Consider the following 26,614-nt stretch of genomic DNA (forward strand, 5'->3'; position numbering starts at 1 on the left):
CAATTTTTCCGTTAACTGACAACTTCCGACAATGCGGACAACTTCCCCATCACCTGGTGATAAATCTGATCGACGGTGGACAGATTCTCTAGCAGTATTTCATCCTCATCAAAACTGATATCAAACACTACCTCTAGCATGACGAGAAGCTCCATCGTTTTCATTGAGGCCATGCCGATTTCGCGCAAATCTACATGGGGGGAAATTTCATTCTGCAAGTCCAATACTTCTTTCACTTTGGCTATAATTTTCACCTTAACCGCTGTGTTTTCCGACAAAATCATCACTCCCGCAAAGACGTATGAACCCTTCCTCTTTCCCTCTTCCGTTACAAATTACACTTTATTTGCCGTTTTATGGTTATTTCTAATTTCTATATTACTGAGATATCACTCATCTATCATCACCCCTAAAGGGTGAATTTGTCGGACTTGCAATCCCGCTGCACCCGTGCAACAGCCTTTAATTAGAACGTTGATTAGAATTAATGAAAGTTGACACTCATTGGACTGAATGATAAATTTAAAAAAATAAAACATATAAATATTATTTAATTAATATATATATTAACAATTAGCTATGAAGCTATTTTTATATTCATAAAATATAAATCACAATAGTTTGTCCATTTACATTTCTCAGAGGGGGCTTCTAGAAATGCTATATCCACATCTAGACGAAGAGACTCATGTACGTTCTTGGCTTACGATAGATGATATTTTGCCAGAGCAGCTTGATAGCTGGAATCATCGGTTCCATACAGCCGCCCTATCCGAATATGGCGACAATCTGATCGGCTTCACCTCAGACCCATCTTTTGAACTTCTCGTACAAGTCGCACGGGAGAATCTTCAAGACCTTTCATGCTATATACCGGTTCCGTTTTTTCTAATTCTGGTGGACTGTAGTGGTGTCGCCCGTCATATTCAAGGACCAGACAACGTGCTTGCAACCTTGCAAGGAGAAAACATTGGAATTGGTACACGCTTTAGTATGGAGAGCTTTGGCATCAACGCTATCTCTGTTGCAATGGAGACGAAGATGTTGGTTTTATTGCGGGGACCTGAACACACGCCAAAGTTTTTCTCCCAATGGACCTGCATATGTTCACCAATACAGATTGATAATGAAGTGTGGGGTTACCTCGATTTGTCCTTTAGCGATAAGGTCGTGGAGAATTTTGCAACCGCTTTAGTTTCCACTATTACCAGGAATATGGCGTGGAGTTTTAAGCAAAAGCACCCCAAAATCGACAAGCACACATTTTTAAATAAATGCGATGCGTATAAACTCACAAACAGGGAAAAAGAAGTCGCTTTTCTATGGTATTACAGTATGACACGATCCCAAATTGCCAAGACCCTTCATCTTTCAGAAGATACCGTAAAAACGCATATCCGAAACATTTCATGCAAAGCAAATGTGAGAGGACGCTCCTGCTTCCGTGAAAAATTCTTATAATGCCGGTATATAGATGTTCTACCGGAGTATTGGGATCATCGGATAGGAGACGGCATCACGTTCTCACACCCTCTACATACAGGTCCGTAAACGGCGGTTCCATACCATCTATAAGACTCTGATACCGAGCCTTTCGCTTCCCATCGGGAAGTCGGCAGGGCGTTGTTTGTGCTTCGAAACATTTCCCATTCGCTCTGCAAATTCTCTCTTTGGCCAGAATGAACTCAACATGTTCCAGTTGACATCTTAAGTTATTGCCCGTCCGTCATCACATGGCCAAGTAGGTTACTATTGAGCCCAATCTCGTACAGCTCAGTGTCTACAGGACGTTGCTGACTGACGCATTAAACAACATGGCTTGGATCGTCTTCTCGGGCCCAAAAACAACAAAACGAAAGTGCCCGTCTTTGCTTAATAGCAAAGACGAGCACTTTCGTTTTTCTATATGAGAATTAGCTCTATATTTGGCTTAGGCCATTACGAGAGTCTATAAAGTTCATCGTAGTAATTTTTTGAATCCCTGCATTATTTGAATGATCAACTCTATTAGCCCTACCTTTCCTAGATCGTAAGAGGCAAGGTGGGCAAGCCCCCCACACCACCGGGGAATTGTGAATGCCGTCACCGAACGGCAAGAAAAAACGCCGGGGCATCGGCCCCGGCGCTGCGGACAAACTTGTCAATGACTGAAAAACACAAGTTGGATAAAGAACAGCACGGCGAACAGGTAGAAGATCGGGTGGACGTCGCGCCACTTGCCGCGTACCGCCTTCAGCACTGGATACGCGATGAAGCCTACGCCGATGCCGGTTGCGATGCTGTACGTCAGCGGCATCAGGACGATGATCAGGAACGCGGGAAAGACGACCTCGAAGTCGTTCCACTCGATTTTCTGCACCACGCTGATCATCAGAAAGCCTACGATAATGAGCGACGGCGCCGTAATCGCCGGAATGGCGGCCAGTACGGAGACGAGCGGCGAGAAGAACAGCGTCAGACCGAGCAGCACGCTCACTGTGACGGCGGTCAGGCCCGTTCTTCCGCCTATCGCAACGCCTGCGCTCGACTCGATGTACGCCGACGTCGGGCTGGTGCCGAGCACCGCACCCGTCGTCGTACCGACGGCATCCGCCAGCAGCGCGCCGCGAGAACGCGGGAATTTGCCGCCCTTGATCAGCCCCGCCTGCTCCGCCACGCCAAGCATCGTTCCGGTCGTGTCGAAGAGCGTGATCAACAGGAACGTAAAAATAACCGCATATAGACCGTGTGTAAATACGCCGCTCACATCCATCTGCATCGCGGTCGCGGACAGGCCAGACGGCCATGCGACAAGCGTGTTCGGAAGGTCGAGAAGGCCCATGAACCAAGCGATCACCGCCGTTACGAGCATGCCGATGAACAGGTAACCCTTCACCCGGTAGGACATCAGGATCAGCGATACCGCAAGCCCGACGATCGTAAGCATCGTCATAGGCTCGGTCAGCTTGCCCAGCGTCAGCAGTGTCGACGGCGAGCTGACGACAATCTTGGAGTTCTGCAGCCCGATGAACGTGATGAACAGGCCGATGCCCGCCGTGATGGCGTGCTTCAGGCTTGGCGGGATCGCGTCCAGCAGCATGTAACGGAAGGACGTGAGCGACAGCAGGATGAACAGGATGCCTGCGACAAACACCGCGCCGAGCGCCGCCTGCCACGGCACACCCCCACCGGCCACCACGGTGAAGGCAAAGTACGCGTTTAACCCCATGCCCGGCGCAATGACGATCGGATAATTTGCTCCGAGTCCCATAATCAGCGTCGCTACGATACTGGCAAGTACGGTGGCGATGAATACACCGTGGAAATCCATGCCCGCCTGGCTCAGAATCCCGGGATTGACGATCACGATATAGACCATAGTGAAAAAGGTCGTGATGCCCGCAAGCACTTCCATCCCCGGGGTCGTGCCCCGCTCCTTCAGTTTGAACCATCGTTCCATTTCTCTGTCATCCTCCATGTTTAAAATAAAAAAATCCTGGCTATAGGTATGGGATACACGTTTCCCGTGCATTCCATACCCGTAGTCAGGATTAAATGGCTCCTGGTAGAGACCCCCAAACCATCTTAATGGGGATATACGGTCGAAAACCGACTTTCCAAGAATACGCGATTCTTTCGGGAGAGTCAATGGTTTTCATCCTTAATCGTCGTTGTTTTCCGAACTTTACTCAACTGAGGGTCTTAAATCGTTCGCCCTTTACGCTGATGTAGCCAATCAGACCTGCAGCAAGTGAGAAAGACACCCGGTTCTTCCGATCGCTTTCGATTACCGGTGGGCCGTATAGAGGTTCTGCTTCGTTATTGCCCTTAATGTCTTCACCTCATCCGCCGATAAGGAAACGTCAGCAGCGGCAAGATTGCTTCTGAGCTGCTCCAGGCTGCTCGCTCCTGGAATAACGACGCTTACGCAAGGCTCGCTCAGCGCATATCGAATCGCGAGCTGCTCTAAGGTTCGGTTATGGCCGGCAAGCTCAAGGAGTTGTCCGCGCAGCGCGGGCAACTCCTCCTTGGCGTAATCCAAATAGTCTCGGTCGGCTTTGCGCTCTCCCTGTGCGCTCAGGATCCCTCCTGCAAGCGGTCCGCGCGCGATCACCCCAATGTGATGCTCGGTAAGCAGAGGAAGCACCTCTTCTTCCGCGCGCCGGTCCAAAAGACTATACTGGTTCATCACGCTAACGATAGTGGACCGACTGACGTACTCCCGGATGACATTCGGGCGAATCGAAGATATGCCATAGTAGCGGATCAGCCCTTCCCGCTTCAGCTCCTCGAAGGCTTCGATCGTTTCATCCGTCGGATCGTCTAGCGTCCCTCCGTGCAGCTGATAAAGGTCGATATAATCGGTGCCCAGTCTGCGCAGGCTTTCCTTTACGGCGGCCCTAATATAGGCTTTGGATGGATCCCATACCCACCCCTCTTGCCCAGGTATCCGGCGATTCCCGACCTTCGTGGCCACGATAACTTCCGCACGGCGATGACGGATCGCCTTGCCTACGAGCTCCTCATTATGACCGTTATCATAAAGGTCGGCTGTGTCCAGAAAATTAATGCCGCCCGCCAGCGCCTCATCCACGATGGACAATGCCTTCCGCTCGTCCGTTCCAAGTGACATGCAGCCAAGACCGATCTCACTGACGTACAGATCGGATTGGCCTAGTTGATTTCGTCGCATAGCTCCTCCTTACGGTATATCGTTTTCTTTCGCAAAGCTGTATGCCGCCCGCGAACATCCTGCTCAGGTTCACCTCTAACTATAACAAGATGACCGCGCTTTAGCCTAGATTACCGGATACAGGTGGCAGCCTGATGGTATACCTATTTACCACCTAAAAGTTAGCCTCTTGTTTAATGTCGAGGAGCAGCTGACACGGCGTCAAACTGCTCCCTAGACTCTGAACTAAAGTTTCTGGATAGCTTAATGCCCTTTTATAACCACCGTCTATAAAAGTTCTCTGCTGTGTCATATTTCCATTCCCAAAAATGATGGCCTTGTGCAAGAATAAACCTTAAGAACCAGATTTCAAAGTTCGGTTCGATTTCAGCTCTAGAGAATCATTTAAGGACCAGTAAAGATAATTTGTTGTTCTTACATCCTTTTCAACTTTTGCTGAATCAATAAGTAGCATCTCACCATCTAAATATCCAATTGGGTACCATCCTTTAGGGAAGGGAAACGTATTAGTCTTCTTTAGGAGCTCTATAATTTCTTGGGTGCTTAAAAGACGAAATCCCCCACCATACATACCAAAAAGATTAGCACCATTATGAATAGCTAGAAACTCTTTATAGTCAGGAGGCAATATAATTTTGCATGCTTCCTCAAGAAATTTTATATCCGTTTCCTCAGCTGCATTATTGAATACGAAGGATGTAGTTACAGTTAGTCCTAAATGATTCTGCGTAACTAAATCATTATTTACTAAACGTTCCTTTAAGCCATTTAGCGCATTTATAAGTATGTTCAAAAGTAGTTACCCTCCGTTACTACTTACCAATAACAATCATCAAAGTTAATTTACCATAGGCTTTATTGTTTTAATAGATTTGGTAGTCATTATGCTCAACAGCCTGTTAACGTAATGAAGCTGCCGAACGTGTCGGCAGCTTCATCCTGGATGTTTGATTGGATTCCTTAAGTCCCTACCCGGTCAGTATATACTTCTTCAAAGTCCAATCTCAAAAGATCTTTTCGCTCAATATAATAATAAAGCAATCCAGACAAATCCCATTTCATCCCTATTTCTTGATATTTCTTGATTTGAATTAGCTTGAAAAAGCGGTTCAATATCTGCTTCTTGAGATCCGTACTGTAATCCATCTATATATCCAAAAAAACGAAAACCAATATCACTATCATAATCTGAGTAGAAACTGTGATACAGTTCCATTGCTTCCTCATCGCTATCAAAAAAATTGTTTTCTGACATGTACTGCGCATCAGGAATTGTATTTTCAAACTTTATTTTTACCATACTACTTGAAAAAGAGGGGGTGGCAAGCGGAGCCTGAAATCGTACTAAATTGGATAAATCCGTTGTGAAAATGACTTTATTTTGTTCTCTTGTATCTCCACATAAGAATTCATCAGAATAAGTCACTCCTTTATCACAAACATAAAAGAAATGAAGGACCCCTTCTTTCGGGTAATGCTCATCTATATATGACATAGGGAAATCCGAAAGGTTTATCTGTGCAATAAAACTAATTGGAGTCCCGCTCCAATCAGGCCAAGTGAAACTGCCGGGTACGTCTGGACTACCTCTTATCTTAGTTGTTCCAATAGGAATTTCATCCTCTTGAGTAATGTCCGGTTCTAGGAAGAATCCAGGTCTCACCAACCTTGCGTAATTGCCCCAATATTTCCCTATACCCCATTCACTAAACAATAACTTGAGCTTCTCTAATGTTGGCTCTGGTTGTAGCGTTAGGATCTCCCCCCGACTGTTAAATTTCCCTCATTGTTCGACAGAGAGCTATTCATTACCTTTATTATTCATTAAATCCACAGCTGTTCCCACGTTAATCTGACCGTTAACGTAATGAAGCTGCCGATTGCATGGGCTTCGGTTTTCATTCATCTTAGAGACGCAAATTCCCAGCATTGGCATAAGATGCAGAGTAACCATAATTAAGGGGGGCCTATTTTGTATTATAGAGCTTATGAGGCAACTACTAATGCCGGTCAATCTGCTCCTTTCCATTTTATGAGGTGGTACTATCGCCAAAATGGCATACAATCGCCGTATCAAGCATTGCAGGTATCGTTGCATTCGATTCAAGAGGCCGTGGCTGGTGAGAGCAACGCAGATAAGTTCTACCAGAAGTTAATTGAACTTTCGCCGTCCGAGGAAGACAGCAACGTGATTACTTCAATTCGTGAAGAAGAAAGAGAACATTTACAAATTTTACGGGATATATATATGGCATTTACAGGAAGTCAAGTTCCTGCATCTGCCCCTACTACGGTGTATAAGGACCCGGACTCATATAGAGATGGATTGAAATCAGTAATATATAATAAATGGAAATCAAACCAGACTGCCGGACAGATCCTGGCTGCAATGCCTACTGGATACTATCAGAATTTGCTTGCAAAAATCGCAGTTGATAATGTTACTATTGTTTCGAAATTGAACTATTTGCTTGCGAAATTGCCAAAATCGTAGATAAACATACACAGATGACATGTTCTGCTACCTTTGTTATGCAGCTCGTCTGCTAGTAGTCGCGGTGGATTCAAGACTAAACAGAAGTTATTCATCTTGATTCACCGCCTCCGAGTGTCTTATGATTTCGCTTATGATCGTGTCCCAATCAGCGGGATGAAGCTCATGGCCCGTTCCTTCCAAGGTTACCAGTCTTGCTCCGGGAATGGCACCGGCAAGCGAGACTCCATGTGCATATGGAATGATCGGATCTTCCGTGCCATGGATCACCAGTGACAGGGCGGCAATTTCTTCGTTTCGCGTCAAATAAGATTCACCGCCCGTTACCAAGCCATGATTGTTCATGGTAGCAATATTACGACTGCGTTTGACCTCTGCTGCAGCCAAATTACGAATCCGCTGCTCATCGAAAGCGTGTCTCGAACCCGCAAGGACCTTCCATTTCCCCACATTAAAAGCAATAACTGCATCATTGTCCGTCCAATCAATCTCTGTTGCTTCGGAAAAATACGCCATGACCTTCTCTTCCATTGGCGGCAGATCAGGCGCAAAATTCGAAGTTGCTAAAAGTGTCACGGAACGCACCCTTGCCGAATGCCGCAGCGCTAAAATTTGCGTCAGCATTCCGCCCATCGAGATGCCGACGATATGTGCCTTCCCGACTCCGAATCGGTCGAGGACGCGAATGGCGTCATCCGCCATATCTTCAAAGGTGTAACCTGGATTGCCGAGCTCGTAGGTGGCGGATTGGCCGACATCGCGGTTGTCATACCGAATGACATGACGCCCCTTAACTGCAAGTCTCTCGCAAAACTCCTCTTCCCACCATAACATGGACGATTGCGCTCCCATGATCAGCAGGATGGTTGGGTGCTGCGGGTTACCGAAGCTTTCGGCGCATAGTTCAATTCCATCTATCGTAAACAAATGATCGTTCATTCCAAATCTCTCCCATCATGCAATGAAATAAAAACACAGGCCGGCAGCCTGTGTTCATAGTAATTGTTTGAAAAATGGAATGGACGCATTACGATTGGATGAGTACACATGCGGAAATAAAGACACATGTGAATCGACCGAAGTCGATTAATCGTCGGATTGCCAGCATCATCATTCTGTTGGATTCCGTTAGGACATACCATTTTTCGATTACTATGCACACGAGACAGCCGTAAATAGCAGCCCCCAAAAAACAAACTCGGTACTTACTGTGCACTGGTTAATCGAAAAATTAGTTTGCCACACGAAACCCTCCGTCCAAAATTAGTATCTGTATATTAACACAAATATTCTTTTTTTGTAAATTGTTGTAACTGTATTATTTTTATATGCTACACATTATCCCATGCCAATTCCCTTATCTATTCAGATTTGGTTTATGATACGGGCTAGTAAAATCCCCTTCTAGGTCGACTGCCTTTTATTGTTATTTCCTAGCTGTTATCCTGTAGTTAACTCCACGTATTCTTAATGAAGACAGAGAGCAGATGCCGCGTGTACTGCGCCCTGGATCGTTTTACCACCGTCCCTCCCTAGTACTCACCGTCTCTCCCTAGTACTGCAATGACAGCAGCAGTGCATTCTGCCTGGCAACCATCATAAACTCGTTGAATTATAGTTTCCCGTTAGTTGAAGTTGAATGTCAGTAAGTTATTTAACAAGTTTATCTATAATGAAATGCGAAGCCAGTAACGCTAAAAAAAAGTCTGTTACTGGTGTCGAGGTATGTAGTACATATGCGACTACAAGAAAGAGGATAACTGCCAACAATAACACATTAATCAGATATAATTTTTTCTTTTCAGTCATTTATTACCTTCCCTTCAACAAAAAAATAGGTCCAATAGTTATCTAAAATTTAGACGTAATAAAGTTCCATTTGTTGCGTTATCCTCCCTCTATGGAGAATCACTTTTCTCTTAAATGCTCACGTTTTCTTAGATTCTGACCTATGTTTAGATTTCAACAAATAACATTCATTGGAACGAAGTTGTAGAAGAAGAAATATTTGGGGCAGTTGAAGTGCAAAAAAGCCTCCACTTAGACCACTCGCTTTAAAAAGTGGATGTTGTGGTAAAGTATGGTTGCACCCTTGGATCTCCACATGAGCTCATGGCGGTCAACCCTCCCACATCTCGCAGAGTCTACGCTCCCACATTCCTTCATTCAACCTGTCCATGAGGTGGAGGTCAGATATGCTGCCCGGCAGGATCTTCGTCCGTATGTTAACGCCGTTCCGACTCATCCGTGCTTCTTGTTATCTAATCGATTGACCTAGGTCATGCTCATTGGAACCGTTCATTTAAGCTGCTTGCGGTAATTCTGCGCATCGAGGGATATCCTTCATCATCTTATCTTCACTGAACTCGTGTCCCCTTTTTAATATACCAAATAGGATACGAATGAGTTTGTTGCATAACGCGATGAGAGACTGCATCTTCTTCAACGGGTTTTGAGCTCGTTTGGTGTAATACTCGTGCAATGCTCTAAAGGCTGCATTCTTAGCGACCAGCGGCATCATTACTCGAAAGAGCAAGGCACGAAGGCGCTTCCGGCCTCTCTTGGTTATCCGGGTCTGTCCGGTATGTGTGCCGGATGAATTGATCTTCAAATTCAGTCCCGCGAGCTTCGTGATCTGCTTGGGATGACGGTACTGGCTAATGTCTCCTACCTCGGCGAGAAAGCCTGCGATGGTGTCCCTCCCAATCCCTTTCATGGCCAGCAGTTGCTGCGCATGGGGAATCTGCTTCAGTAGCTCATCTAATATTGCTCCCAGTTCCTCGAGTTTCTTCTGAAACCATTCGTACTGGGTCAGTAGCAACTTCAACTCCATTTTAGCTAGCTCAGAACCTTGTTGGATGCCCACAGAACGGCCTGCTGCTGCCTTCAGATTCTTTTTTCGGCCTAGACCAAGCCCTCGCTTCGCAGCTTCTCTTAAGTGCTGCAGCAATGTCTCGTCAGGCATAGAAACCAGCTCATGTGGCAGTAGATAGAGGCTTAGCATTTGAATCGCAGATTTGTTGAGCAAATCTGCCCGTTAACGGAATGAAGCTGCTAATCACAGCGGCAGCTTCATCGAGATCGTTTATTGAGCTATAGTTTCCCGTTAACTGAAAGACCTGTGAGTTTGTCTCTTTGTGCTGAGTCGTATAGTTAGGGGTAGTGGTAGCTGTCCAGCGTATTACTTCTTTGGTTTTAAGAATAATCCAAGGGTTATCAAGAAAAAACCACCGCATATTAGAACATAAAATAACTCTGAATATATATAATTGTAGCTACGTGTGCTGAAGCCAAAAATAATTAAAATTAATCCAATTATTCTTAAAAAGAGACTAATGCGTTTTTTATTCACTTTCACTGCCCCATATCATTTGGTAATAAATAAAGTTAACCTATAAGTTAAAACAAATATAAAAATGTTAGTTAGTGAATCTGCCGGCTGCTAACTTGAACATTGAGCTATCGTTCGCCGTTAGCTTAGTTACCAAAATTTTTAAGCAGTGATTATTGATGATCATATAAAGAATCCCGGTAATGCTTGACATCGCTTATCGGTGGGCGTCCGAATAAACGCGCATATTCCCGATTGAACTGAGAAGGGCTATCGTAACCGACGCGAAAACCTGCTGTGGCCGCATCTAAGTTTTCCGTGAGCAGCAATTGGCGTGCTTTTTGCAACCGAATTATCTTTTGATACTGCAACGGACTCATTGCCGTTACTCTTTTGAAATGTTTGTGCAAAGATGTGACGCTCATGCTAACCTTTATTGCTAACTCACTAATAACAAGAGGCTCGGAATAATTTCGGTTAATGTAATGGATGGCTTGGGATATACCATGTGCAGAGCTGCCGGCCAGTGCGAACTGCCAGAGCAACGCCCCTTGCTCGCTCTGTAGCACCCGATAAAATATTTCGCGGACGATAAGCGGAGCAAGCATTGGGATATCCATCGGTGTATCTAATAGTTGGACAAGGCGGAGAATTGCATCTAGCAAGGGAGGTGTAGACATATTCACCAAAATCCCTCGTGCAGTCTCCCTGCTCCTCTGCGGGCTTGTCTTATTGACGATATCCAGAAGAACATCCGGACTAAGCGTTAATTGAAGACTTAAATAGGGCACCTGCGGTGATGCTTGAGTAATTTTACCGATAACAGGCAAATGAACGGAGGTGACCATATAGGTAGCTGAATCGTATCGGATATTTTCCCCGGCCAAAGTAGCAATTTTAGAGCCTTGGGCGATCACGTAAAGAGAGGGCATGTTGACAGTATGCGTCGGCTCCGTTTCTTTCGATGCCCGCCTGAAACAAAGCTCGGTAATGGCTGTAGTGTGTGTACCTTCTATCGGAGCATGAAGTTGAATCAATCGAGCCAACTCTTGCTGATAGATCGAAATGGTAGGCCTGGGAGAGAGTTGGTTCATAATCACCAATCCTTTTTTCTATATCTTAAGTTTATTGTAGCCAGACAGGCAGGATTAGGCAAAGAACGCGCAGGAATCGTCTACCGGATATTAATCGCTCTTTTATATACTTCTACTCGTAAGGTCAACAACACTTACGACTACTATTGGAATGAAAGAAGGATCTGGCGATGAGCGTAGAAGAGAACATAACCATGTCAGGAATCAAAGACAAAGTCGTCGTTATTACAGGCGCTAGCAGCGGAATTGGCGAAGCAGCCGCACTCCTGCTTGCTGAGCGTGGCGCTAAGATTGTGCTTGGAGCGAGAGGTATGGAAAGACTTGAAGCACTTGCGGAGCGCATCATGGAACGAGGCGGCAAGGCCGTTTATATGAGCACAGACGTGAAACGGCGAGGAGACATGTCCAATCTTGTCGCGTTGGCATGCGAACAGTACGGCAAGCTGGATGTATTCATCAACAATGCCGGCGTCATGCCGATTTCACCCCTTGATGAATTGCGTGTTGAGGACTGGGAGTCAATGATAGATATCAATATGAAGGGCGTATTATACGGTATCGCCGCCGCTCTGCCTATCTTTCGCAAACAGGGTTTTGGTCATTTTGTCAATACCGCTTCTACTGCTGGGCATAAAACAGTACCGAATCAATCTGTCTATTCAGGCACGAAATTCGCTGTTCGTGCGATCTCAGAGGGCCTCCGTCAAGAGGCCGGCAAACAACTACGCGTAACAATCATATCGCCTGGTATCGTACAAACAAATTTCACGGAGGGCGTGACAAATAAGGAGGTTAGAGACCGTCTCACCGCTATTCGGGACGAGTTAGCGATGCCGCCGGATGCAGTTGCTCGCGCTATTGCATTCGCAATCGAGCAACCAAGTGATATTGATGTGAATGAGATTGTAATTCGTCCGACTGCACAGGTCTAAGATATGGAGTATGTGGATGGGCTAATAAATTGAACTGCAAATGCTACTGATTATAGCGAGCATATATTGCGACTATTCCACATGTAAGCCATGTGCCCTCTAACGTAATGAAGCTGCCGATCGTGTACCGGCAGCTTCGATCTGGTTGTTCTTGATCTATCGTTCTAGTTAGTGTATCGACAAAAAAAGCTGTTGCCGCGGCGGTCAATAGCGCCCTGACAAACCTAACGTTGCTCGTTAATAGCTACTATCTAAAATACTGGCATATCATCAATACATTCCCGTCACAATCGTTTAAAGTAAATCCTGCATGGTCACCGTAATGACGAAGTGGCTGGAGATCTGCATTTCTCTGACGTAGAGTATGGTGTGTATATTCAATATCGTCCGTGCTTAAGACGAAATAGGCTTTCTCAGTTGGACGTGTATCCTCTGATTTAAATAGGTGCATAACGTAATGTCCATCCAACGTCAACTCTACAAAATCATTAAAATCATAATCCCCAATTGAAAATCCTAGATTTTCGCAGTACCATTGACTAGCTGCTTCAAGGTCTCTGACATAATGCATGATTCCAATAATATCTTTCTTCAGAAGCTTCATTAATTTCACCCTACCTACCATATTTGGTATAGTTTCAATTTTGAAATAGATATGATTTTCTTCGATATACACCTCATTTTTCCTTTATTATCCGCCAACCAATGCTACCCATTAACGTAACGTAACGTAACGTGACTGCCGATCACAGCGATTTGCTTCGTCCAAACGGTTCATCGAGCTATTGTTCCTCGTTCAATCAACAAGAGCGTTTTTCTTGTAATTCTCTAATAAGTCGGTTATTAAGATCCCATCTATACTTAGACCTTCAATAATGCAATCTTTAATTTGTACATTGGAAAGATCACACTTTTCAAATCTCGCTGTGCTTAAATCGCTGGTCTTGAAAACCACCGGTTCAATGTTTACCCAACCATCAGTTCCCGGCTCCTCAGACAACTGACTCATTTCTGCATTTGGTCGGATAATATTCTCAAATACAGTCCCACCCATCTGAATAAATTTAATATGAATATTTGAAAAGTAGATATGTTCCCATCTAGAATTCACAAAGTTTGTATGGGCAATTTTGGTATTGCGCATATCTATACCATGAAAATCAGACTCCTTAAAACAGACCATATGTATTTCTTCATTTCGTAGGTCTTGTAGTTCCAATCCATTTTTTGAATCCATAGTCATCTTCTGAGTAAGCTGCATTTTCATCACTCCCTAAAATATGGAAAACACATCTTTAAGATTAGCGAATATGCGTTCCTCTGTAAAGTGGTTTATTAAGCTGATTTTCCACGCTAAAATGCCACCTACTTCAATGTAACAGGGAGCAGCGCCGAGGCGATCTGCTCCCTGTTTTGGTTGAGCTATCGTCTCCCGATAGTTCAACCAAAATATTTTTTTCTATTTTGAAACAGGTATTGTTAGGACCTCATGTGATTCAAGCACTACCCTATATGCTTCAATCATTGGAATCATATTCTTGATTTCTTCTTCTGTTAGATTACTTGTATTTACTTTAAAAGATCCATTGAATTCCGCAGTATTTTTTGACTTCAACTTTTTAGCCTCTTTGACGGGCTCAACTTCAATAGATAATAGATCGCGCGCTGATTCAGTTAAAATAGGATGTAAAATGTACGATTCGTTGGGTTGTCAAAAGTAACAGAGTAATTAAGCGCTTCGTCTTTCATAGGAAATTGACTAATCACTTCACCGTTGCTTCCAGTATAAAAGAGCGCGGAGTCAGCTTCTCTCCCCTTTGAATTAGCACTAATAAGGAAAATTACAATTCCTATAAAATATATACACAACCTAAGTACTTTCGCTGCTTAGAGCTCAATCCACCTTGTTTCATAAGTTCACCTCCTAAAAATCTCAATTAATGATACCATATATTGGAAGTATCCTGCCCAATAGCTCAAAATCAGTACTACCTACCACTTCCTGATCGGAGAGATCTGGCAGAACGCATTTGGTACGACTTGCTTGATGAAGCTGCATAAATCTGCCGGTCACCCATTGTGTTGCTGCCGCGGCAATGTACCAAAGTTCTTGTCATCCGACAAGTAGTGGAATATTCAAGGTACAGAAACAAAGACTTTTATTCTAAAAGCTATATATAATAAAGTCTATTCTGCCGATATATACAATTAGCAACTAGTACAGTCAGGAGGTATTTCTATGTTTAGGTTAACGCTTGCACGAAAGTTAATCGGTATGTCGTTAGTAATCGTCATATTATGTTCGATTTCATCCGTCATCGGTAATCGTATTATGCACGAGCAAAAGATTTCTGTGGAAACCTTGGGCTCGACTGCCTTACCGTCGGTTGTATTGCTCGGCAATTTGGAAAGCAACATTAATTTGTTGGATCGTCATAGTGTATTTTCTCTCTTGGGTACTATGATGTCACCACCGTCTCAGGATACCCCAAAGGATAAACCAGTTGATGGTCAGCCACCTGCCGCGGACGATGCGCAACCGTCAGCTGGTGAGTCTAATGATCAACCGAAGGGAGATACATTCGGTGATACAACTCAGTCGATCAAGGATACAGTCGCAAATATAGAGAAGGATATCAAGGATTATCAGGATCATTACCTTACAGCGGGAGTGGAAACTGAGATCTTCAATGCGTTCTATACAGCCTGGACAGGATACAGAGATAACGTAATGTTCAATTCCGGCTCCTCTACTGACGTGCCTCAAGGGGAAGCAAAACAGGCTAACACAGGTGATTTGTACGCTGCAGCATTAGAAAGCATCAGTAAGTTAAAGAAGCAGAATATTTCTGATGCTGAAGCTTTACTTGAACACTCACAAAACCGAACTGAAACAGGCAGCCTCACCCATATGCTATCCGCAATCATTAGTGTCGTTATCGCCTTGCTAGGAGCCTACCTGATTTCTCGTTCGATCACTAAGCCACTTTCAGCTATTGTAAAACAAGTAAAGCTTGTAACAAGCGGTGATCTGATGGTTAATCCTCTAGTTGTCAAAAATAAGGATGAGATCGGAGAGCTCGCTACAGATTTCAATGAAATGAGCCAATCACTCCGGACTCTGATGACTACTGTAAAAGAGAACTCCATTCTTGTTGCTTCTACCTCCGAGCAGCTAACCGCAAGTGCTGAGCAAACCACTTCGGCAACCGAACAGATTTCAGATAACGCTTCTGAATTAGCTGATGGGGCTAAGGAGCAGCTAGAGCGTGTTTCAACAACGACAGAAACGGCAGTCGGAGTTTCTAATAAGGTTGATACGATTACGAAGAGCTTTACCAAAGTCGCAACCTTGATTACCGAAGCACAAGATAAAGCAGTTAAAGGAAATTCGGTTATCACTTCGACCGTAACCCAAATGCGTGGTGCACACGAGAAGGTTACGCATTCTGCAGAGGCTGTCAATATTCTTGCGCATAAATCAGCTGAAATTAACCAAATTACGTCGATGATTAAAGAAATTGCTTCTCAGACACATCTATTATCCTTAAACGCAGCGATTGAAGCAGCACGCGCTGGAGATCATGGGAAGGGCTTTGCAGTCGTCGCTTCTGAAGTCGGTAAGCTTGCTAATCAATCGGAGGACGCCACAAAGAAAATTACAGATCTCGTAAATGAGATTATCCGGAGTACGAATCAGGTTATGAGTTCGATGAAGGATGGCGTCCAGTCGCTGTCTGATGGTATGGACTACATGGAGGATGCAGGTCTTTCATTTTCGGAAATCGTGGGATCTGTAGAAGAAATTGGCATGGAAGCAGAGTACGCTGTGAAGGCAGTGAACTCCGTAAATGATAATACTGTTTCGATGGTTGCTTCGATACATGAAATTTCAGAAATCGCTGAGCGTGCAACAAAAAACACTCAGACAGTAGCCTCTGTCGTAGGACAGACAATGGCTTCGATGGAGGAAGTATCTGCAGGCTCAAAAATGCTATCTAGGATGGCAGATGACTTGAATCAAGCTGTAGCCAAATTCAAGGTGTGATAGTTGCAACGGTCACGGATTTACGAAAAAAATCCTTTCTAATTTAGTTTTATTTGAAGAGCTGTCCGGCAATAACGGGCGGCTTTTTTTATATTTGTCTTCAGCCAAAAACTAATAATGCTCATCAAAATATTCGTCTAAGGGGCCCTCCCTCGCACCGTGGATCACTTTTATCGTTGGCATCCACTTCATCGGGATGGCGAGCGTCTTCGACGATCAGGCGCTGTATGGGCTGGCGGCTCTGCAAACTGCAGTGGCCGCGCTGTCGTTTCCGCTCGTTCCCAGTTAGCTTAATCAATAATCCCCATTCCACAATCTTGTTACTTTTTTTAGTTCTAAATTTTCAAACTTTAATTTATAAATATCTGGTTTCTTTAATTGATTTAAAAAATCCAAACCATAACTTGAATCAAAATAATTGATCATCAATGTCATGACAAGTCCATGTGTTCCAATAGCTATTTTTTTGCCAGCGTGTTCTTTTAATATGTTTTTTATTACTGCTATCGATCTATTCTGGCATTCAATATTAGACTCCCCACCCGGTAAAGAATAATCAAAATCATAAAATTTCTCATTAATGACGGACATTAAATTATCAATAATTTCACTAGCAAAATGCCTTTCCCTGAGATCTTCAAAAGTTTCGATATCTAATTCTAAGTGTTGTGCCAATCCTTCAATACTCAGAATTGCTCGGTTATATGGGCTAGATATAATGACATCAATGCCTTCTTCTTTAAGGATTTCTGTAACTTTTTCAACATCGCTCTTGCCCTTTGTGGTAAGTCCCCTTGTTCTTTCTGTTCCTTCATTGTATGGTGATTCAGCATGCCTAACCATATAGATGATGGTGTTCATATAATCCTCCTTGGAATCCTGCCCAATAGCTTAACGAAAGAAAACGCAGATGCCGCAGCAAAAGCTGCTCCTGATTGTTGAACTAAAGTTCCCAGTTAGCTTAGCGACCAACAGGTTACAAATTCATTCGATATACCCCAGCCTCACCGAGAAAATCATTTCTGGTCAATCCTTTTTCTCCAAGCAATATACGATAATTCGTTATCGTACCATCATGTGAAATGATAAAAACTTTTTTATAGCTTTCCCCGATCCAATCTAATAACCGAGTCGCATATCCTTCAAAAATATCTTGTTCGATCCTATTAATCCCTTCTTTCCAACAATCAAAATTGAAATCAAGAATTGCAGTATCACCATACAGATTTGTAATTTCAGTTTTAGAAAGGATGTGATCACAAGCTAAGAAAGAAAGTTCGGGGTTCTGAGGAAACATTCTCGGACCAACAAATGGAGAAATAATGAAGTCCATACCGTTTTGTATAATATTTGCCGTCTCAATTGTACGTTTAGTTGGACTTACAAGAACTAAATCATCAGGATCAATTTTAATTTCGTTTCGTAGCTGAGTTACTTGAAATTTGCCGTACTCTGTAAGACTAGGATGCAGAGTATTCAACCGATTTGGATAATCGTTGAGATGTTCTCCATGACCGTGCCGAATAAATATAAATTCCATGTTCCGCCCTCCTAACATCAAATCCCATATTAGGAATTCTATAATTCATTGAGCAATCCTGCCCATTAGTTGAGAAAACCGGCAGCCTGCTGCGGCTGCCGGTTCTGCGATCGTTGAGCTATAGTTCGCCGTTAACGTGAAAGCCGAATTCTAGGATTACTTGTATTCGTTGTATTTCAGACTCACTCTTGATTAGTCATTTCTCTTATAAAGGGCGTAAGAAAAATAAATCACTCCACCAATACCTAATATCATGTTTATCCCAAACGTTATCCATACCATTATCACAAGAGTGTCGCTAGGACCATTACCGACTGGACCAACTTTTGGTTCAAAAAAATTATGTAGTTTCCATAGACCATTCTCAATCTTGCTTGTCCGGCTGCTGCTGGTTGAATTGAGCTAATGTTCCCAGTTAGCTGAGGCCAAAGCAGTTTTGGCATGTCATAACCCCCGCAAATTAATATTTGTTCGGGAATTGCAAATCCCAGCCTTTTAGGCCTTTGATAAGTTTATCCTCATAGGCGGTTTTTTGCCCTAGCGGCGAACTGTGCCAGTAAAGTACCATGGCATTTTCGTTTTGCCAGACAATCGGCACTATCATATCGTACTTTTCTTTTTGCTTTTTGAAATCCACAAAGCCTTGTTCTCGTTCTGCTTTATTTTTAAAAATATAGATGCCAAGGCGCTCCGGTGCCCTCTCTAACGTAAATTCTTCCGGCTTGACACCATTTAACACCCATTGCGAATTTTCTTTTGCTTTTGTATCCGGAACTAGCTTTACACCTTGCGGTTCAATCATCTCCAGCACATTATGCAAAGCAACCGATACGCCGGTTGGATTTGGTTCCGGAGATGGAGCAGCATCTTTGCACCCTGTTAACGCAATAAATAACAACAACGTGAACAATGTTATTTTAATTTTCATAGTTATCCTCCCGTTCCCACCCTTGGTTCTAGTTGGTAATAACAATCATAATTTAGATGTGTTTAAGTAGACGAAAGTTCCGCATAACTGCCCGTCCCTCGGTTTTAAGGGTTTTTCTCACATATACTCACTCATTCGCAGGATTTCATCACCTTGGATTAGATATGGAGGTGGAGAAAGCTGGGGGCGGAAGCCGTTAGCCTAGGATTTGGGCATGTGGGAACAGAGGAATTGCTTCAGCCATTCCTTTCTGCCTCACTCTACTGCACGCAAACTCCACAAGTGCCCTGGTGTTTACCATCCCATGACTCGACGGGTCTAGGCCCTTCATTCCATCGTCATACTTATCCAAGGTGTGGAGACCGATTGCGTTTAGCGGACGGGTCTAGGCCCTTTTTGGGCAGTAACTCGGTTCTCCGTGCTTTCTTTTTCGAAATCCCGCGAATGAGTCAAAATACGTGATAAATCAATACTTTACGCTGCTTGTGATACGAGATAGCTGGCCTTTTCAGGAGAGAATGTTTCTGCTCGATTGACCATGCCGATCAATATTCGCGCTACTTTACCCACAAGTTTAAAGACAGACTGCTGCCTTTTCATGTGCTTTACTTCTACATTGTGCTGATGTAATTCTTGAAAGACCGGATTAATTCCAATGAGCTGGATCGTCGCCAAATACAGATATTTTCTTAAACTGGAGTCACCTCGTTTCGAGACAACGATCTGACCTTTCCTTTTCCCCGATGTACTTTCAGCCAAATTCAGACCGGCTTTGCGCAGCAACTGACGTCCATGTGCATACTGCCTAAGGTCACCTGCACCTGCTAGGATAGCCGCGACGAAGATCGGACCAAGGCCTTTTATGGAACGCATCTGAACGGCCATGGGAATCTCATCTAGCAGTACGTGAAGCTGCTTTTCGATGTCTGCTAGCATCTCCGTAATTCGTTCAAACTCTGCGATTAAACGTGCCAGATCTAGCTTTGCTTCGGCTAACGCTGTAACATCTCCCACACTCAAGGGTTAATTCCCCAACACCATCAAGGAGGCGCTCTTATCATGAAGTGTAAACAATCAGAGGCACAAAATCAACGTATCGAACGAATTACAACCTCGCATTTAATTGTAGGGATCGACATGGCTAAGGAAACTCATGTGGCACAGAGGGACAATTGGGTTTGGGAGAAACGTCAAAATGCGCAGGACGTTCGACCGCTTGCTCTAGCAGCGATTTGAAGCTCGCCAGCCGGGTGATCTTCTCATTGATTTCCGCTATTTTTGCGATCGCTAGCGCCTGCATCTCCTCGGCTGGAAAGTAGCTTTCCTGATTGATCACCGCCAGAAGCTGCTTGATTTCATTCAACGAAAAACCGATATCTTGCGCTCTCTTGATCAACCGGATATCTTCGACAGCGGTTGTGGAATACATCCGATACCCCGACTCGCCTCTGGCCGGCTTTGGCAGCAACCCGCGCTTTTCGTAATATTTGACGGTTTCTAGGTTGACGTTCGCCGCTCCGGCCACTTGACCGATCGTGAGTCTATTCATCGCGCAACCTCCTCCCATTAATTATGATAAACCCCGGACTATGGTACCGGGTCAAGCGATGAATTGCCCGAAGAAAAAGATTTCAATAATGAATCCGAAAAAGCTTGCCATTACCTATGATACGGCTCGCTGCGCATGATTTTAAATGAGAAAACGGCAGCCTTCTGCGACTGCCGCTTCACTGTAATCGTTGAGCTATTGTCTCCCGTTACTTCAATAATAATCTATTCACTTTTCAATGATGGGTACCCATAGCTCATGTTTGATCTTATGTCCCGGTCCTAAAAAATGCTCTATACAAGGTTGGTTTACAAGCTCGTATCCGGACGTAGGAAGCCATTCTGAATATAACCTTTTCCAAGCATCAACAACATTAGGGAATACAGCATAAGTGCTTGGGGCAATTATAATCTCCTCCATATCGGAAGGTGGTTCAGAGTCGTACCGTACTCCCATAAAGTAATCGAACACCTCATCCGTGATAGCCGCCTCTTTGCCGCAAATGCCGACAAGACTTTCCAACTTGCATTTAGGACTTACCCAGGACATGTCTATCAAGGCTTGTTTGAAGCCATCCTTGTTGGATTCTCTCCATAAAGCGGGAATTTCCTTAAATGCACGAGAGGTCTTTACACTTTGACGCTTTCCCACAAAACGCAATTCCATTTCCATTCTTTCGATTCGATAGTCCAATTCTACATCCCCTTTAATTGTGATTTGAAAGGAGATTCGAGGATAGGCTTTTAACTGCACACCTTTTTCTCTGACTGAGTGGGGCGTGACACTGTGAAGCTTCTTGAACGCCCTTGAAAAAGCATCAGATGAGTCATACCCATATTTCAAAGCAATATCAATGATTTTGGCATCACTTGTTTGAATATCAAAGGCCGCTTTGGTAAGGCGTCTACGACGGATATATTCTGAAAGAGATATTCCTAATATGGATGAAAACATCCTTGAAAAGTGAAACTCCGAGCAGCAGGCTGCTTGAGCAACTGAAGAATATTCGATTTTATCATCTAGATGGTTCTCAATATAATCTACCGCCGCATGAAATCTATCAAGCCAATCCATATTCGCTCCCTCCTTTCAAAATTAATTATAGTGGGATAATTTTTCGTATACCCTGCAAACCATGCCTTTAAATGCAGGGTATCTTTATTTATATATTACGCTAGCCAATCATTTCTAACCTGCCAGTTAGTGTAACGAAAAAGCAGCCGGTATTCGGGCCGGCTGCAGCTGCTGATTGTATTGAGCTAACGTTCCTCGTTAATTCAATGCTATGGTGGATGAATAGGCTTGCGGTATCCATGTAAATGGACTGCCATAAAGTAGCGGATAGGACTTATTTTCTTTCTATCAGACCACCGTTCTCTAAATATAAAACTCGATCGCACAGCGGCAGAACGCGCTCATCGTGCGTGACCATAACAGCGCTCTTGCCTAGTTCTCTTGCTTCTTCTGCAAGCATGCGTACAACGTCCATTCCTCTGGAGGCATCTAGACTCGCCGTAGGCTCGTCCGCCAACAGCACAGCTGGGTCGTTCATGAGTGCTCTGGCAATGGCGACGCGCTGACGTTCACCTCCGGACAACTTGTCGGGATAAGCACTTCGGCGATGATTCAAGCCAAGCATATCAAGCAGCTCCCGAATACGTTCGGCCGCCTTCCTCTTATTCATATTCCCCAACTTTGCAACCAGCGTCAACTGCTCTTCCACTTTTAAATAAGGTATCAAATTCGCACTCTGAAAAATAAATCCGATCTTATGAAGGCGAATATCGGACAATTCTTGCTTGTTTTTACCGGATATCGATTCACCATCGAGCAAGACCACACCGCCTTTTGGATCAAGGAGTGCTCCTGCAATCGATAAAAAGGTGCTCTTACCCGAACCGGACGGCCCCATAACAGCGACCAATTCACCTTCAGATACCTGCAGGTTCAGGTTATTTAGTACCGTTCGCTGGATGCCGCCATCCTCGAAGGTGTGAGTGATATTATTCAAAATCAGTCTATGTCTCATGCTGCAGTCCTCCCAATTGCATCCAAGGCCTCTATTTTTGTTACTTTCCAAACGGAAAGCAAGGATCCAGCGAGGGACATTATAACAAAAGCGCTGCTTGTTAACGCAATGGTAGAGGATTGAAGCAGAAACGGCATTCCACTAGGCAATATGGATTCAGTCACTTGGATAAGAAGCATGCTGACGACTAGACTGCCTGCTGATAATAGTAACACTTGAAGAGCAACGCTTCGAACAAGGTACCCGGTGCGCGTTCCGATAGCCTTCAGGATTCCGAACTGACTGCTTTTCTGAATGGTGATGACATAGAAAAACACAGCTAAGACGAACGAAGAGATGATAAACAAAAAGATAATCATCATCCAAAGTGATCCCTGTTCTTCCTTATAGCCAGGGATGGCCGATACGGCATCTGCTTTAGTCACGATTTCGGCGTCAGCGAGAACTGCGGTAAGCTGTTCCTTCTGATGTGTATTTGCCTTTACGGCAACCGCATTGTAAGTTGAATCTGTCCATTTTGTCGCACTCGACGTCCTCGTTATAGTCGTCAATTGAAGCTGTTGCCAATCGTGTTCATTCAGAAAGACTGCTGGTGAGTGGCTGAATGATTCATGGTTAACAAAACCGCTGACCGTCCATTTTAAGCCTGAGGCCTGATCAATCAAGACCGTACCTAGACCAATTCCCGAATCTTTCAACTTACGATCAACAAGTACCTGCCCAGTCCCGGTGGCTGTGATTGCTGCACCTTCGGTTAATTTGGGCATCAACCAGCCTTCCGGATTTATTCCAAGAAGCGTTACGTCCAGTTTGCCAATCTTCCCCTCTGCTGTCATGGTGGTCATCTTGACACCAAGTGGTTGAACATCATCTTCTCCGACAATTGAACTTGCTTGCAATAATACTTGTTCGCTGATTTGTGAACGGGTAAATCGATGATTCGAATCCTTCTCCATAATAAAATGCGTAGCATCCATATTCTGAATCGATGCAGCATTATCATAGGCAAGTCCACGCGCTAGCCCGGTAACAAAAAGAACCAAAAAGGCGACGAGCAGCATTATTATCGATATGAGCGAATAACGGACTTTGACAAACCTCATCTCTCGAATGGCCAAATACATTGTGCTTCCCTCCCTTGAATGTCCTCAGTATAGGAAGCGAATATAAACGGCGCATAAATAACAAATTACAATTTGGGGAGTGTTACGTGAAAACGGGCTCCTTCCCCTGGCGAGCTGCTCACATGGATATTCCCCTCGTGCAGCTGCACAATCTTTTTCACAATGGAAAGTCCCAGACCCGTTCGACCCGAAGAACGTTCACGTGCACGATCGATACGGTAGAAGCGATCGAATAAAAAGGGTAAATGTTCAGAGGCGATTCCTTCCCCGGTATCCGAGATTATGATACACGTTTGCGTTTGTCCTTCCTCAGCCCGGACTTCAACGCTACGCCCCGTCGGGATATGATTCACCGCGTTGCTCAACAAATTAGTCCACACCTGCATCAGCAGCACCTCATCGCCATAAACCTTAAGCTGCTCGGGAATTGACAGCTTCAATAGCAGTTCCTTCTCCTCTAGCTGCCATTGCAACATCTCTACGGCTTGACGGATTTGGCTTCGTAAAGAGAAGCTCTTTTTGTTCAGCGCCTCTTCCCCTTGTTCCAGTGTAGAGAGCAGCAACAACTGTTTGCTCAGCATAGAGAGATGCCGGCTTTCGGTTTCTACGATAGCGGCATATTGCTCGCGTTCTTCTTTACGTAGATCCCCTTGCGCTAAAACTTTAGCAAACCCTTGAATTGAGGTAAGGGGCGATTGGATTTCGTGTGATACGTTCGCTACAAACTGCTGTCGTGCTAGGTCGACGCGCTCCAACTCCCGGCTCATCGTAGTAAAATGCTCGGCTAACTGACCGATTTCATCACGTCTACCTGTCGCTAACCGGTAATTGTAGTCCCCTTGCGCGAGGCGTTTAGTCGCTTCAGTTAACCTCGTGATTGGCTTGACGATATAACGCGTGCTGATCAAAAACAATAAAATACTGATTAGGATGGTCAGCAATCCGACTAAAGCAAAGAAGGTACGAAGCTCGCCAAACTGCAGCAAAACATCCGGCCGCATAAACAAGGCGTATTTTTTCATTGATGATTGAACGGGCACGCCTACGGTATTGCTTAATCGGTTATCAAAGAATCCGGAGATGAACGGTTTGTTCGGGAACCGCGCCACTCCGTGATAAATGCCGCCGCCTAGAACCAGCGCTATATCCTGCTTGTCCAGGTCATGCCGCCGGAAACTCCTTCCGAAGAAATGTGACTCCTCCTGCCCATCTGTCACATAGATTTCGTACCCAAGCGCGGCCGCATTGCGAAGATAGCGCTCCATACCTGTAGGCTCTGATTCAATGAATTCCTTCATATCCTCGGCAATGCTCTAATACTTGGGTCATCGTCAGCAAGCAATAGATGGTTCATTACAACAACCTCCAGTTCATTCCCTCTGTTTGGAGATAGCATAACACAGAACAAAGCCGACACATGCAAAAGACTCCACTCCGCGATTTTAAGATGTACTTCTGTCTTTTCACCAACTAAAACATTTCATTTGTTGCGTTAATCTGCCTTTAGCTTAATGAAAAGAAGCAGCTGCGCGGCTGAACTGCACCCGTCAAGTAGACAGTACAAATAATATAATTTTAGGCGGCCTCGGTCTGTATTCCATTGGACTGAGGCTGTTTAATTTGGCTTGTAATCGAACGTGGTTATATAAGTGGATGATCACGATTCGGCAATGTACCCAAGTTCTTGTCATTCACTAATAACAAGAACTTGGGTACATTGATAAAAAAAATCCGCATAATTAGCGGATTCGATTGTACGTATTTCTTGTTCTCCGACAGTTGTCCTCCACATCTTATGACACGGATTCTCTCTCTTAGGGGTGTTTTGATTTTTCTCACAATATGGGGTCAGTTCATAGCCACCTGTACCGCTTTTTTTGCAGCTTTCATCGAATAGTGCTATCTCTTATTTCAGAGTAATTTCAAACTTCGCTCCTGACTCGCCCGCGAACATAATGGTGCCATTTTTAGGAAGTACGGTTGCTTTGTCTGATTTGACGACACCGAGACCGACGCATGCACCGTTCTCGTCATACACGGCATATGAGCCCTTAGAAGATGATGATACCGTTATGGTCTTGCCGGCGGCACGATCTGGAATCGAATACCACTTGGCATAACCGCTTGCCTGAATGGTCGTTGAAGAGTGTCTGCCCGTGTAGATCGGCTTCAAGGCATCTTCGCTTACTAATAGGCTTCCCCCATAACGAAGGTACTCAACACCATCCTGCTCGTAGAAATCAAGCGGCGTAACGTCTCTGCTGCCCGTTGTAGGAATCTGATGGTCAGCGACAGCTGTATTCAGACCCGTAATTCTCTGGTCAATAACGTAACCAGGTGCTTCTTTGAACAATTGAACTTGTATGGAGCCGAGGCTCAATAAGGCGACTGAAGTATATTTCTCGTTAATGACATAATAACGTTTGCCATCCCGTTCCTTCCATGCATTAAGTACCTCTTCAGAGACATCGTTAGGTTCGAGCTTCTCGGCAGCATACTCCGATATCGCAAGCTGTCCGAGTCCCGGTAACGATAGATATTGTCGAGTCCACATGTAGGTACGGCCGTTGTTCTCCTTGACGATATTAATTTTCACGTTTCCGTCCGCGCTCAAAAATGAACCATCTGCCGAATACGTGTATTTCTCGGCTGGATAATTCGGAACTTGAGGCGTCGCAATCGACAACTCCCCGCTATTGGCAATGTTAACAGTAATTAATTGATTCGTTGCACCATACACACCTGCAGAATTCAGCAATTCCTCCGGCATGTCAGCTATAACAGGCGCTCCGTATGACTTCTCGGCCTTTATTTCATTAATGGTCCCTTTTTCCTTCAAGGCATGGAGCAGAATTTGGTTGGCCAGCAGCTGA

At 44.5% G+C, this 26,614-nt stretch carries 23 protein-coding genes, 2 pseudogenes and 1 riboswitch; of the genes and pseudogenes, 4 read left to right on the forward strand and 21 right to left on the reverse strand.

The features are described 5' to 3' along the window. Nucleotides 1-11: 11 nt before the first annotated feature. Nucleotides 12-278 (reverse strand): acyl carrier protein, encoded by a 267-nt coding sequence (locus FHS18_RS30105; protein WP_183604109.1) that lies wholly within the window; start codon nucleotides 276-278, stop codon nucleotides 12-14. Between the two features lie 379 nt (nucleotides 279-657). Here FHS18_RS30105 and FHS18_RS34700 point away from each other — a divergent pair, with 379 nt between their 5' ends. Next, entirely contained in the window at nucleotides 658-1,461 is an 804-nt protein-coding gene (locus tag FHS18_RS34700; protein WP_183604110.1) for a LuxR C-terminal-related transcriptional regulator, read from the forward strand. A gap of 679 nt (nucleotides 1,462-2,140) precedes the next feature. Here FHS18_RS34700 and FHS18_RS30115 read toward each other — a convergent pair. From FHS18_RS30115 to FHS18_RS30130, 5 genes are all read right to left on the reverse strand, one after another. After that, nucleotides 2,141-3,439, reverse strand: a complete 1,299-nt coding sequence (locus FHS18_RS30115) for an NCS2 family permease (RefSeq protein WP_183604111.1) — start codon at nucleotides 3,437-3,439, stop codon at nucleotides 2,141-2,143. A 62-nt stretch (nucleotides 3,440-3,501) separates the two neighbouring features. Next, nucleotides 3,502-3,601: riboswitch (purine riboswitch) on the reverse strand. A gap of 165 nt (nucleotides 3,602-3,766) precedes the next feature. Continuing rightward, nucleotides 3,767-4,672 (reverse strand): aldo/keto reductase, encoded by a 906-nt coding sequence (locus tag FHS18_RS30120; RefSeq protein ID WP_183604112.1) that lies wholly within the window; start codon nucleotides 4,670-4,672, stop codon nucleotides 3,767-3,769. A gap of 334 nt (nucleotides 4,673-5,006) precedes the next feature. Then, nucleotides 5,007-5,465 carry an SMI1/KNR4 family protein gene (locus FHS18_RS30125; protein WP_183604113.1) on the reverse strand — a complete coding sequence of 153 codons (459 nt, stop codon included), beginning with the start codon at nucleotides 5,463-5,465 and terminating at the stop codon, nucleotides 5,007-5,009. A 167-nt stretch (nucleotides 5,466-5,632) separates the two neighbouring features. Continuing rightward, a complete protein-coding gene (locus tag FHS18_RS35490; protein WP_354471773.1) occupies nucleotides 5,633-5,734 on the reverse strand; it encodes a hypothetical protein in 102 nt (33 codons plus the stop codon). Further along, a complete protein-coding gene (locus FHS18_RS30130) occupies nucleotides 5,694-6,386 on the reverse strand; it encodes a DUF1963 domain-containing protein (protein ID WP_183604114.1) in 693 nt (230 codons plus the stop codon). Before FHS18_RS30130 ends, FHS18_RS35490 begins: the two co-directional genes overlap by 41 nt. 258 nt (nucleotides 6,387-6,644) lie before the next feature. On the opposite strand from FHS18_RS30130, the gene FHS18_RS30135 reads away from it, so the two are divergent. Continuing rightward, nucleotides 6,645-7,166 (forward strand): ferritin-like domain-containing protein, encoded by a 522-nt coding sequence (locus FHS18_RS30135; RefSeq protein WP_183604115.1) that lies wholly within the window; start codon nucleotides 6,645-6,647, stop codon nucleotides 7,164-7,166. 87 nt (nucleotides 7,167-7,253) lie between these two features. Here FHS18_RS30135 and mle read toward each other — a convergent pair whose 3' ends face one another. The 3 genes and pseudogenes from mle to FHS18_RS30150 form a co-directional block, all read right to left on the reverse strand. Then, nucleotides 7,254-8,105: an alpha/beta fold macrolide esterase gene (mle, locus tag FHS18_RS30140; protein ID WP_183604116.1), complete on the reverse strand. Its 852-nt coding sequence runs from the start codon at nucleotides 8,103-8,105 to the stop codon at nucleotides 7,254-7,256. Between the two features lie 1,363 nt (nucleotides 8,106-9,468). Beyond that, a pseudogene (locus FHS18_RS30145) lies at nucleotides 9,469-10,185 on the reverse strand (transposase); the annotation flags it as partial. A gap of 485 nt (nucleotides 10,186-10,670) precedes the next feature. Beyond that, nucleotides 10,671-11,591, reverse strand: coding sequence for an AraC family transcriptional regulator (locus FHS18_RS30150; RefSeq protein WP_183604117.1), 921 nt, complete (start codon nucleotides 11,589-11,591; stop codon nucleotides 10,671-10,673). A gap of 170 nt (nucleotides 11,592-11,761) precedes the next feature. Here FHS18_RS30150 and FHS18_RS30155 point away from each other — a divergent pair, with 170 nt between their 5' ends. Beyond that, nucleotides 11,762-12,523, forward strand: a complete 762-nt coding sequence (locus FHS18_RS30155; protein ID WP_183604118.1) for an SDR family oxidoreductase — start codon at nucleotides 11,762-11,764, stop codon at nucleotides 12,521-12,523. Between the two features lie 247 nt (nucleotides 12,524-12,770). Here the strand turns inward: FHS18_RS30155 and FHS18_RS30160 are convergent, their stop codons facing one another. Both FHS18_RS30160 and FHS18_RS30165 read right to left on the reverse strand, forming a co-directional pair. After that, nucleotides 12,771-13,199 (reverse strand): VOC family protein, encoded by a 429-nt coding sequence (locus FHS18_RS30160; RefSeq protein ID WP_183604119.1) that lies wholly within the window; start codon nucleotides 13,197-13,199, stop codon nucleotides 12,771-12,773. Between the two features lie 120 nt (nucleotides 13,200-13,319). Next, nucleotides 13,320-13,784 carry a pentapeptide repeat-containing protein gene (locus FHS18_RS30165; RefSeq protein ID WP_183604120.1) on the reverse strand — a complete coding sequence of 155 codons (465 nt, stop codon included), beginning with the start codon at nucleotides 13,782-13,784 and terminating at the stop codon, nucleotides 13,320-13,322. 978 nt (nucleotides 13,785-14,762) lie between these two features. Between FHS18_RS30165 and FHS18_RS30170 the strand changes: the two genes are divergently transcribed. Next, the gene (locus tag FHS18_RS30170) at nucleotides 14,763-16,571 is read left to right on the forward strand and encodes a HAMP domain-containing methyl-accepting chemotaxis protein (RefSeq protein WP_183604121.1); all 1,809 of its coding nucleotides are present in this window, start codon (nucleotides 14,763-14,765) and stop codon (nucleotides 16,569-16,571) included. A 294-nt stretch (nucleotides 16,572-16,865) separates the two neighbouring features. Here the strand turns inward: FHS18_RS30170 and FHS18_RS30175 are convergent, their stop codons facing one another. From FHS18_RS30175 to FHS18_RS30220, 10 genes and pseudogenes are all read right to left on the reverse strand, one after another. Continuing rightward, nucleotides 16,866-17,432 carry a histidine phosphatase family protein gene (locus tag FHS18_RS30175; RefSeq protein ID WP_183604122.1) on the reverse strand — a complete coding sequence of 189 codons (567 nt, stop codon included), beginning with the start codon at nucleotides 17,430-17,432 and terminating at the stop codon, nucleotides 16,866-16,868. A 115-nt stretch (nucleotides 17,433-17,547) separates the two neighbouring features. Next, a complete protein-coding gene (locus FHS18_RS30180) occupies nucleotides 17,548-18,111 on the reverse strand; it encodes a histidine phosphatase family protein (RefSeq protein ID WP_183604123.1) in 564 nt (187 codons plus the stop codon). A 460-nt stretch (nucleotides 18,112-18,571) separates the two neighbouring features. Then, a complete protein-coding gene (locus FHS18_RS30185) occupies nucleotides 18,572-19,039 on the reverse strand; it encodes a hypothetical protein (protein ID WP_183604124.1) in 468 nt (155 codons plus the stop codon). 474 nt (nucleotides 19,040-19,513) lie between these two features. Continuing rightward, a complete protein-coding gene (locus FHS18_RS30190) occupies nucleotides 19,514-20,053 on the reverse strand; it encodes a transposase (protein ID WP_343060745.1) in 540 nt (179 codons plus the stop codon). Nucleotides 20,054-20,180: 127 nt separating this feature from the next. Beyond that, nucleotides 20,181-20,588, reverse strand: coding sequence for a MerR family transcriptional regulator (locus tag FHS18_RS30195; protein WP_183604125.1), 408 nt, complete (start codon nucleotides 20,586-20,588; stop codon nucleotides 20,181-20,183). Nucleotides 20,589-20,816: 228 nt separating this feature from the next. Further along, a complete protein-coding gene (locus tag FHS18_RS30200; protein ID WP_183604126.1) occupies nucleotides 20,817-21,662 on the reverse strand; it encodes an AraC family transcriptional regulator in 846 nt (281 codons plus the stop codon). 274 nt (nucleotides 21,663-21,936) lie between these two features. Beyond that, the gene (locus FHS18_RS30205; RefSeq protein ID WP_183604127.1) at nucleotides 21,937-22,617 is read right to left on the reverse strand and encodes an ABC transporter ATP-binding protein; all 681 of its coding nucleotides are present in this window, start codon (nucleotides 22,615-22,617) and stop codon (nucleotides 21,937-21,939) included. Then, complete coding sequence (locus FHS18_RS30210) at nucleotides 22,614-23,741, reverse strand: ABC transporter permease (RefSeq protein WP_183604128.1); 1,128 nt, start codon at nucleotides 23,739-23,741, stop codon at nucleotides 22,614-22,616. The genes FHS18_RS30205 and FHS18_RS30210 overlap by 4 nt, the downstream gene beginning before the upstream one ends. A gap of 65 nt (nucleotides 23,742-23,806) precedes the next feature. Further along, nucleotides 23,807-25,039, reverse strand: coding sequence for a sensor histidine kinase (locus FHS18_RS30215; protein WP_183604129.1), 1,233 nt, complete (start codon nucleotides 25,037-25,039; stop codon nucleotides 23,807-23,809). Between the two features lie 608 nt (nucleotides 25,040-25,647). Then, nucleotides 25,648-26,614: pseudogene (locus FHS18_RS30220) on the reverse strand (serine hydrolase); the annotation flags it as partial.

Origin of the sequence: Paenibacillus phyllosphaerae, from assembly GCF_014192105.1 — a bacterium.
In the GTDB taxonomy this organism is placed as follows: domain Bacteria; phylum Bacillota; class Bacilli; order Paenibacillales; family Paenibacillaceae; genus Paenibacillus_Z; species Paenibacillus_Z phyllosphaerae.

Excerpts from the sequence above, each read along its gene's own strand:
- FHS18_RS35490 (WP_354471773.1), bottom strand. The coding sequence starts at position 5,734 with ATGAAATGGGATTTGTCTGGATTGCTTTATTATTATATTGAGCGAAAA.
- mle (WP_183604116.1), bottom strand. The coding sequence starts at position 8,105 with ATGAACGATCATTTGTTTACGATAGATGGAATTGAACTATGCGCCGAA.
- FHS18_RS30165 (WP_183604120.1), bottom strand. The coding sequence starts at position 13,784 with ATGCAGCTTACTCAGAAGATGACTATGGATTCAAAAAATGGATTGGAA.
- FHS18_RS30195 (WP_183604125.1), bottom strand. The coding sequence starts at position 20,588 with ATGAATAGACTCACGATCGGTCAAGTGGCCGGAGCGGCGAACGTCAAC.
- FHS18_RS30185 (WP_183604124.1), bottom strand. The coding sequence starts at position 19,039 with ATGAAAATTAAAATAACATTGTTCACGTTGTTGTTATTTATTGCGTTA.
- FHS18_RS30115 (WP_183604111.1), bottom strand. The coding sequence starts at position 3,439 with ATGGAACGATGGTTCAAACTGAAGGAGCGGGGCACGACCCCGGGGATG.
- FHS18_RS30180 (WP_183604123.1), bottom strand. The coding sequence starts at position 18,111 with ATGGAATTTATATTTATTCGGCACGGTCATGGAGAACATCTCAACGAT.
- FHS18_RS30155 (WP_183604118.1), top strand. The coding sequence starts at position 11,762 with ATGAGCGTAGAAGAGAACATAACCATGTCAGGAATCAAAGACAAAGTC.
- FHS18_RS34700 (WP_183604110.1), top strand. The coding sequence starts at position 658 with ATGCTATATCCACATCTAGACGAAGAGACTCATGTACGTTCTTGGCTT.
- FHS18_RS30120 (WP_183604112.1), bottom strand. The coding sequence starts at position 4,672 with ATGCGACGAAATCAACTAGGCCAATCCGATCTGTACGTCAGTGAGATC.
- FHS18_RS30205 (WP_183604127.1), bottom strand. The coding sequence starts at position 22,617 with ATGAGACATAGACTGATTTTGAATAATATCACTCACACCTTCGAGGAT.
- FHS18_RS30150 (WP_183604117.1), bottom strand. The coding sequence starts at position 11,591 with ATGAACCAACTCTCTCCCAGGCCTACCATTTCGATCTATCAGCAAGAG.
- FHS18_RS30170 (WP_183604121.1), top strand. The coding sequence starts at position 14,763 with ATGTTTAGGTTAACGCTTGCACGAAAGTTAATCGGTATGTCGTTAGTA.
- FHS18_RS30175 (WP_183604122.1), bottom strand. The coding sequence starts at position 17,432 with ATGAACACCATCATCTATATGGTTAGGCATGCTGAATCACCATACAAT.
- FHS18_RS30210 (WP_183604128.1), bottom strand. The coding sequence starts at position 23,741 with ATGTATTTGGCCATTCGAGAGATGAGGTTTGTCAAAGTCCGTTATTCG.
- FHS18_RS30200 (WP_183604126.1), bottom strand. The coding sequence starts at position 21,662 with ATGGATTGGCTTGATAGATTTCATGCGGCGGTAGATTATATTGAGAAC.
- FHS18_RS30215 (WP_183604129.1), bottom strand. The coding sequence starts at position 25,039 with ATGAAGGAATTCATTGAATCAGAGCCTACAGGTATGGAGCGCTATCTT.